Below are 9,052 nucleotides of genomic sequence, written 5' to 3'. Positions count from 1 at the left end.
ATCCCGAAACCACTGTCACTGTTGTTCAGTGGGTTAAAGTTAAGTTGCAGAGGAACGACTGGGCCACACAAATGATTGGCCTTGAGTTCTGGTAATGTAATCGCGCAGGTATATTGTCCAGTCCGCGGATCAACTTGGCTTTGGATAAAGTTTAAAAAATTAAAAGCATTAGACGATACAGAGGTGGAGATGGCCATGAAGAGAGCCTCGTTGCAACCAGGAATGGGGGTGGTATATTGATAGTGGATTAGTTGACAGGCTGGGAACGCTCGATATAGACACAGCTGATTCGTTCGTTCAGGTTTTTATTAGCGTATGTCGATCCAATAAAATTTTCTTCCATGCGAGTATTCTTTTTGGAGATTAATCCACCGACATTTATGTTTCTCAAACTATCAATTGTCGTATCGCGAGGAGCCGTTTCGCTCCAATCAGTGGGGTTTTTGGTGGTTTTAAGTTTGAAGTAAAAAACACTAGGGATCTGAGCGCCATTGCACCACTCGTTATCATAAAACTGAATCAATGTGGCGGACGCTACATTTTCAAGCCAGAACGAAGAGACAGAATTATTCTCGCAATATTCACTGCTGGAACTAAAGTCGAATGTTTGTGAAGTTTCCGGGACGGCCAGTGTACATTTCTCGACACCTTTATCATCGAGTAAATGTATGATCCCATAGGACTCTTGAGTTGTCGGCGGAGTTGTGGTGGCAAAACAATTGATGGTGAAGAGCATCACGCCTGCGCAAAGTGCAGCCATTGGAAATGTAGAGTTGTTCATATATATAGCCTCATTGGTTGTCCACGAAAAGTGGGGTTTGAAATTGCCTCATCCCGACTTTAGCACCTGAGAAGGCCTTGGCAACCTAGTACTTCTGCTAGTACACAGCCTAAAAAATAAGGCGTACAACATGAACCTAATAGTCAATTGTTCAGTGGGTAAACTATCCACTTACACATTCATTACAAGGAACAGCGCCATGGCAGTTGGTGATTTGGATGCCCCCGTCATCCCGCTTTTAATCAACAATACGATTGATCCACAACACTTGAACGGTGGGCCCTTGAACACCTATGCCAAGTACGATAACCCACAAGGCGGTGATGTGATTTATCAGAGTTGGCTGGGTCGTAAAGAAAACGGAGACCCCGTTGATATCAATGACACCCCGATTTTTATCGACCCGGCGACAGAGGGAGAATTGGGTTTTTTGATGACGGTGGCCAATGACTTGGTCGTGTCACTGAATAAAGGACAAGTTTTTTATTCCTTTTATCTTGAACGGGCTAACGGTGACCCCAGAGAAGAGTCCAAGAGAATTCATTTTGGTGTCGGTCCAGTGGGTTGGCTGTCGGCACCACAGATAAAAGAGTCGCATGATAATCAGTTGGACCTTGAGACGCTCAAAGCCAGTGCAATGCTTGCGATAGTACCTTATAACGTTATGTCTAATGGCGATAAGGTCAGGATTATCTGGAAGGGGACGAAGGCGGATGGTAGTGATGGCAGCACTGTGAATCTGCCCGTCAAAACGTTGAGTGATACGGATACTGACCGAACCAATAATCCGGGGCAAGTATTGAGTTGGGATGTGCCAAAAGCCAATTTTTCTCAGTTGCGCGGTGGGGCCGTCACCCTGCATTACGAGATCACCCATGCGTCTAGCCCTTCCGGTCCAGTGACTGTTTCGACACAGCGCACCTTACTCATCACAGCGCCAATGAAGCCTTTGTTGGCTGCGCCCAGTGTCAAGGGCCTGACCGGTACTGAAATCAACCCGGGTCAGTTCCCTACCGGCATCTGTGTTGTGATTGCAGCCTATCCAGACATTCGCATCGGCGACGAGGTGCTTGTCTATGGCACAGGTAGTGGTGCTAACAAGCACACCATTCAGTTTTTGAAGATCGACTCATCCAATATCGAGACCGGTTTAATCGAATTGCCGATTGGCAATCAGTGGTTACTCGATAACAGGGGAAGCCTCGTTAGCTTGCGTTTTCAATACGCCCGCGCTGACGCTTCGGGTTCAAGTGTTCCCCTGGAACTGAACGTGCGAGAACCCTTGGTGCTGCCGCCCCCGACAGTGGACGCAAGCGTCGTCATCGAAGATAGGAATGAGCTTGATCCAATAGTTGCGCTCAGCGGTGCACTCATTACCCTTCCCGCGAGTGTCATAATCGGCGAAGGTGATACCGTCATTGCCTATTGGAAAGGCTTTGATGACAAGGGGTCATGTGAAGTAACAGAGCCCAGTCAATTGAACCCGATGAAGTTCAAAGTTCCACCTACTGTCATCCCCTCGAACTTCAATAGAACAGTTGAAGTGACGTACAGCGTATCAGGGCAAATGGCTGAACCCTCTCTGGCGCTTTATATTCAACCGCTGCGCAACCATCCTTCTATAACCTGTGAGGGGGCCGAAGTCGGTTCTCCAGCTACGTTGAAACTGTCGGATATTCCTGGCTCAGGCGCTTTAGTAAAGTTAGGGAAGTGGCCTTTTATCTCGACAGAACAAGTCGTTCGTTTGTGGTTGACTGCCGGTGGCATAGGCGAGCGCGACCTCATAGCGGTGCGCAATGTATTGCCCGACGAAGTTACAGGCGGCGTCTCGGTTCGCTTGCTTAAAACACAGCTGGCCGGTATTGCACTTAATTCGACATTCAGCTTAAGGGCCAGTGTCAGTTTTGATGGCGGGAATACAACAACGCTGTTCAACAAGATATTGACCTTAAAGTTGGTCGCATAAGCCGAGGGCGGTGTGAGTGACATTCGGTTAAGTACCTGCCCTGAATTAATGGGTGCTGATCGGTTTGGTGGAAGCTGTTTCAACATTTAAAAATGCTGTGACCTGCAGCGAGTTAATCATTAAGTGGAGTTGGTTCTCATGGCTAAAATGACGTTGGTTGAGTTAACACAGTCGTTACATAATAAGTCTTTAACGTACGGTTGGGATGCTTTGACACTTTATGATCAGCGCAAGGCCAACGAACTGCTACAGCAGTTGTATGTTGAGCGATTTGATACCGAAAATGGCAATATTGAACCCGCTTCGATGATCGCCGAGTGGGGGGATGGCAGTCATAAAGAACACATCTTTAATCTGAGATTGAGCTCACCTCTTCTTTCGTTTGAGCAGTCGACCCCCGAGCTCGATCCTCGGGCCAGGTTAACCATGAATATGGTTGGCGGCATGATTGTGACTACCGCAGAATTCCCGGGGGGGGTTGTATACACCAAGAGGATTATGCAGGTATTGCCTGTTAATGGTTCGCAATTATGGATGGATCAGCCGATCACTAAAGGCAACGTCAATGGCCTGGGTGATGTGATCATCGATCTCGACAAGGCCGATACCTTTATGGCGAACTTTGTTATTGGCGATCTGGCCCAAGAAGACGTGGGTCGTCGCTTTAAAGAGTATTTTGACTCTTTACCAGCGGCGCAAAAAAAATTCTCACTTGGCACTATAGATGGGTATGACAATGGTTTGTTGACCCCTAAAAATTTTGAAATAAAGGTAATGAAATCTGCACCGGCCGCTTTGTTAAACGATGCAGAATATGGCGATGGAGCAGTCATGTTATTTATTACAATGGCAGGAGGGACAGCGGGTTCCTCTTTTCCAAGTGCCGATTCGACTTACCTTATACCCGCAGATGAAGGGGGGAAAAAGTTTACGGGCTCAATGTTGCTTTCGAGCCGAGTGCTGGCCGAGAAAATTCTAAAACCTGCATTGGAAAAATCTATTGGTAATGGGCTTGTCTTGCAAATGTCTAACACAGGTTCGGACATGGCTTCAACGCTTAAAGCAAGCGCCGGTGGAGGTGATATCACCGAAAAGGTTTACTATAAATATTGGCAAGGTGGAGAAACCTGGGGTTATGAATCGTCGGCGAGTACTGAATTTAATTCCTTTCGCTTTGAGTTTGCAAATCCTGTTGATGAACGTTATGGCTTTAGAATAACTTATGGAGAAGCTGGGGCTTCGATAGTGTTAAGTTGGAGTAATTCGTATCCTGGTAAGTGTGTGGTGGATACGTTGACAATTAGTCCTCCTACAAATATTGATTTTATTTGTAATTTTAATATTGAGTTGTCGATGAAGCTTAGTCTTGATGTTGAGTCCAATAACGTCAAACTTAGTGAGGCCACAATAATTAATGAAAACTATACGATGGAATTTTGCAATTATCCAGTCGTTGCTTGGAATATGGGCGGTATGGAGATCACTGAAGCATTAATCATTGACAAGATTCGCGGTGCAGTTCGAAATGTAGTCGATGATATTGATATTCCTGAAATTGACACTTTTTTACTGCGCAATCTTTTATTTCCCGGTCATAACGCTTTGCAACTCACGGCAGCTTATGTACCCGGCGATTTAGCCGTCTTTGGGCAAGTCGATCCCTTGCGTACCACCTCCGTCATCGCCCCGTTAAACTCAACCATTGAAGCGGGCAGTACCCTTCAGTTTTCCTTGCAACCTTTACCCGCTGACATTACTTGGAGTGTGCGTGATGTGGATGGGGAAAATGATCAGGCGGGCTCATGCAGTTCGACCGGTTTGTACCAGGCCCCGACTCAAGATCAAATTAAAGAGGGTGCCATCACCGTTGTGGTGACTGCAAAGGGGACACTGAATGGGCAGCCAGTGCAAAGCTCTGCTCTGGTGTCGGTGCTCCACAGCGCGATACAAGTCAACCCGCTTTATTCCAGTTGCGATACCAATAAGACGTCGGTGCTTGAAGCAACGGCATTGGGCGGTGAGACACTTGAGTGGGTCATTGAGACGCCGCAGTGGGGATCAACATTGTCTAAAGTTGCGGGGAACCCGGCACAGCGTTTGTATACAGCTGGGGACCAAATGGATGACGATGTGCCTTACCCAATCGACAAGATTAAAGTTACAAATACAAAGAACAATACAAGTGCTTATCTTTATGTGTGTATCAATAAGATCCTGACTATGATGCCCGTAGCGATGGATGAATCAAGCACGCCTGAAAAAGGTATTGTGAAGTTTAATTTAGTGGGTACTAAAGGCCCAGTCGAGCCAGGGCCAAATCTAAAGTGGAGTTTGTTGGAGGGGCCGGGTGTCATTGACCCTGACAGTGGTGTTTATACCGAGCCTGCTGAAGTAATACCGGGCAGTTTTGCAGTTGTCATGGCTGAATATGATGCGGTAGTACTAATTGCGAATGGCTGTTTAGCCGTTCCGTTACCGCTCTCCAAATACGCTGAGCTTGTTGTGCAAGTTAGCGATACGGTGCTTTCCACGCACGCAGAGTTTGTTGCGAAAATGAGTAATACAGTCCCCGGCATGTAATCAGGTTTGGCTTAATTTTAAGTGCTGTTGATAATTATTTTGCTGTGCTTTGTAAGGAAGTTTGATTATGGCCACTTATACGTTGGAAGAGCTCACTAAGAAGATACACGGTACATCCGTTACTCTGGGCTGGGACGCTCTGGTTTTTATGAATCGCACCAAGGTTAATAGCTTGCTGGAGCAACAATACGTTACGCGTTTTGAAGGTACCAGCTTTTTGAAGCGTATTTTTGGCGTCGTACCAATGACACCGGATGGGGGAGAAGTATTCGAATTGGGGGGTGTCATGTTAAGTCACCCGCGTCTTAGTTTCGAAAAAGCGTCGCTGCGTGACTCTCGGGTCACAGCGACTATGGATGTCGTCTCTGGCACAGCCTCATACAGACTCACGGGCTCTAACCAAGTGCCGGGTACAATCCTCTATAGCTCCACCATCACTGCCCAGCAGGGTTTTACTCTGACCATGGATATCGATTTGAAGGCCGCGTCAGGTACGGTCAGTGACACAGGCAAGGTCATCGTTGATATTGGCGATGGCTATAACTGCAGTTGCAATTTGGTTAAAGAGCCCAAGGCCCAGGAAATGCTGGGGAATTTTTTCAAAAACCTGTTCATGGAGCAAAAGCCCGAGGATCGGATTTACGAGTTGGGCACACTGGATCTGAACGATGCGGGTCTACTGGCGCCGAAATCATTCAAGATCAGGACCATGGCACCCGATGAAAGTCGCCTCCGTGGTTCCGACAGTTACGGTGACGGGGCGGTGGTGCTCTTGGTCAACACCAAGGGCACTCCGAATGAAGGCAATGAGCCGACGGGCGAATCGCTGGACTATCTTATTCCTAATGACATTGATCCTGTAACAGGTAAGCGCAAGTATTCAGGGGCTTTGGTGTTGGCCAGCCGAGTACTGTTTGATTGGTATGTTCAGCCTGATCTGGAGCTGCAACTGGGCAAGGGGCTTAGATTTGATCGAGAGTCAAACTCTCATGATAAGGCGCGATCATTAAGAGCCAGTATCGGTAGTATTGATATTCCGGATGTTTTACTGAAATGGTCTAATAATTTTAACGATTACGTAATAACCAATCTTGCACCGGTGGGGTTGGACTTTAACGGTGCGACTCGTGAGGCGGCGTTGATTGTAGAGTGTGAGTCAAGTGGTCGAGCCGCCATTAAAATGAATAATAAACAAACGCAAGCACTTAATCTGTATGGCTATAATCCAACCATTATTGTACCGCCCAGGGATTTTGATCTGCCTTTCAATATCTATGCTTCGCCCGCCGTGAATATTTATCTGGACGCCAAGGTGGGTGATAAAAATAGTGTCACTTTGCAGAAGGCATCCGATTCAACAGCATCCTGCTCGGTAGATCTTACAGAGTATTACGCTCTGGGCACTGATCGTCTTCATGAGAATTTTGATACTGACTTTACAAAACAGCTTGTTGAACCGTTAGAGGCAATTTTTGACGCGTTCGATGTCATTGAGATGTCTGATATTTCCGTTCTCGCTATCAGCAACTTACTCTTCCCTGAACAGAATGTTTTACAACTGACCGAGGCACGCCTACCAGGGGATTTGTTGATGGTCGGTAATATCGATCCGACAGAAACCACTTTCACTCTTGATCCGTTGTTAGCGATTATCAAAGCGGGTGAGAGCCAAGCGTTTACAATCAGACAAGTGAATGTTAGAGCTCCCGATGTTACCTGGACTGTCAGGAGTATTGATGGCGAACAGGCGCTAGGTAGTGTCAATCAAGAGGGTGTGTACACGGCACCTGACGTGTCGCGACTCGATGGCACCGCTGTGCGTAACGTGGTGACAGCGACTTATCTCGATGAGGTCAGCCAAAAAACGGTGACTGCTTCGGCACTGGTTACCGTCGCAATTACGGGTGTGGCGGTGACACCGGCGATGTCGCTGATCGATATGGGTAATCGTAAAGAGGTGTCGCTCAAGGCTTATGCATTGAGCGGCTCCAGCCTGACCTGGACCCCGCGCGGTGATCGGGGTAGCTTGGTCTGTAATGGCAACGAGGCGGTTTACACACCACCCTTGGGTAGTGCGGCTAATGGGCTGGAAACTGTTTTGATTGACATTGTGGACAATGAAACACAAGAGGCAGCAGTTGCAACTGTCCTGCTTCGCTCAGGGACGTTTTCATTGGGGGTCTTTCCAAACTTTCATCCGGGTGTCAGGCCGAACCGTCAGGCAGTTTTTAGCATTCCAATTGAAAACGGGGAGAATCCAAAAATAGACTGGGAGGTTATTGCTGGAGAAGGGTCAATAACAGATAAGGGCGTTTTCACCGCGCCACCCATTATTACCGCGCCCTATAGCATTGTAAAAGTTACATTAGCGGACGTTGTTTCCGGTTACAGTATCGTTCATTTGTCTGAACATGCCCGGCAGTCAGAGTGGGTTTCGTATGAAATTTTTGATTTTGAAATAACACCGGTAGCGCCTACGGTGTATGCCAATGGTCTACAGCAAGCCAAAGTTGTGGTGCGCTTCAAAGCCTCTGACGTAAATGGTGTTGAAGTGAAGTTATCGCAAACGGAGTACGACAGTATTTGTCTTGTGACGGCCGAGCAAAAAATACCCTTGCCCGAAGTGGGAGAGGCGGGTGTCCCTGAAGGAGGTAAGTGGTATTACACCGAAGCCAAGAGTACATATGATACTTATCCACATCAAAGCCTAACTTCTGCAGGTGGTGTGCAGCCGCTTGAACAGATGGAAATTGAGGTCAAGGAATTTTTTGTTCAATGCCATAGCGTTGAAAATTTACGTATTGCTGCGAAGTTGACCAGCGATAGCTATCAAGAATTCTACTCTAATCCTCTTAAGGGTGACGGTGAAGTCAATTACAAAGTCATTAATCTCATCGCCGTTAAACCACCCGTAGGCGGATCGATTGGCAATGTCGTGTTCACGTTTGACAATGGCGACTCTTATCCAATACGTGTGGAAGGGCCGGGTGATTATGACGATGTTTTAGATACGTTGGATTATTATTACTTGAAATTGATTATCAAGTCGGAGCTGATAGCAATAAAGAAAATCGTATTTGAGAAAAATTCGAGTATGGTTAAATGGGAAAGTGATACGACTCTTGAAGATATTCACAGTATCGTCGGGTATGCGTTTGGAGATGATAAAAATGATCAGGGCCAAATGAGATTGCATGTCCAGGATGAGGTCATGCGGAAATTAACGAATCAGAGCAATCTTCCGAAAAGCATCGTTATTTCTGGCAAGGAACCACCTGTTGGCCAAGTGTTGTTTAGTTTGCAGAGACGTCAATATTGGCAATTTGACAAGTATGTAAAAGCCGATTTCGATACGGCAATATCACTTATTGTTTACGATGTATATGGAAATAAACACACGCCGCGAATCACCTTTGATGGTGTTAATCGAAACAGATTGGCCATCTTGGCATAGTCGCGTCAATCCTTGAAAGGGCACCTGCGCAGGCGGGTGCTTCTTGGTTTTATATCCATTAGTGGAAGCTCGTTATGTCAACGTCTACGTCTGTGCATTCTAATGCATTCAATTTTATGAGTTACATACAAGGGCAGGTTGATCCGCGCACCGGACAATATACCTGCGCGATTACATTACCAGAACTCAAGGCCAATCATTTGTGTGGCCCAGTCGTTCCTCTGCAACTTAACTTTAACCCACTGAACAACAGTGACAGTGGTTTCGGGAC

6 protein-coding genes are annotated in these 9,052 nt (G+C 46.8%); 4 read left to right on the top strand and 2 right to left on the bottom strand.

Annotated features, from left to right (window positions below; all coding sequences use genetic code 11):
• Both NTD86_RS09220 and NTD86_RS09215 read right to left on the bottom strand, forming a co-directional pair.
• Window positions 1–197: hypothetical protein (locus NTD86_RS09220; RefSeq protein ID WP_262201895.1), on the bottom strand; the 197-nt coding region annotated here is incomplete at its 3' end.
• A gap of 50 nt (window positions 198–247) precedes the next feature.
• Window positions 248–781, bottom strand: a complete 534-nt coding sequence (locus NTD86_RS09215) for a hypothetical protein (protein ID WP_262201894.1) — start codon at window positions 779–781, stop codon at window positions 248–250.
• Between the two features lie 199 nt (window positions 782–980).
• On the opposite strand from NTD86_RS09215, the gene NTD86_RS09210 reads away from it, so the two are divergent.
• The 4 genes from NTD86_RS09210 to NTD86_RS24340 form a co-directional block, all read left to right on the top strand.
• The gene (locus NTD86_RS09210) at window positions 981–2,747 is read left to right on the top strand and encodes a hypothetical protein (protein ID WP_262201893.1); all 1,767 of its coding nucleotides are present in this window, start codon (window positions 981–983) and stop codon (window positions 2,745–2,747) included.
• A gap of 138 nt (window positions 2,748–2,885) precedes the next feature.
• Window positions 2,886–5,327 carry a hypothetical protein gene (locus NTD86_RS09205; protein WP_262201891.1) on the top strand — a complete coding sequence of 814 codons (2,442 nt, stop codon included), beginning with the start codon at window positions 2,886–2,888 and terminating at the stop codon, window positions 5,325–5,327.
• Window positions 5,328–5,394: 67 nt separating this feature from the next.
• Entirely contained in the window at window positions 5,395–8,781 is a 3,387-nt protein-coding gene (locus NTD86_RS09200) for a hypothetical protein (protein ID WP_262201890.1), read from the top strand.
• 74 nt (window positions 8,782–8,855) lie between these two features.
• Window positions 8,856–9,052: hypothetical protein (locus tag NTD86_RS24340; protein WP_410016967.1), on the top strand; the 197-nt coding region annotated here is incomplete at its 3' end.

This window comes from Pseudomonas sp. 7P_10.2_Bac1, assembly GCF_025465935.1.
GTDB lineage: Bacteria > Pseudomonadota > Gammaproteobacteria > Pseudomonadales > Pseudomonadaceae > Aquipseudomonas.
Note: the sequence above shows the minus strand (reverse complement) of the source record. Positions and strands in the feature narration are given on the sequence as shown.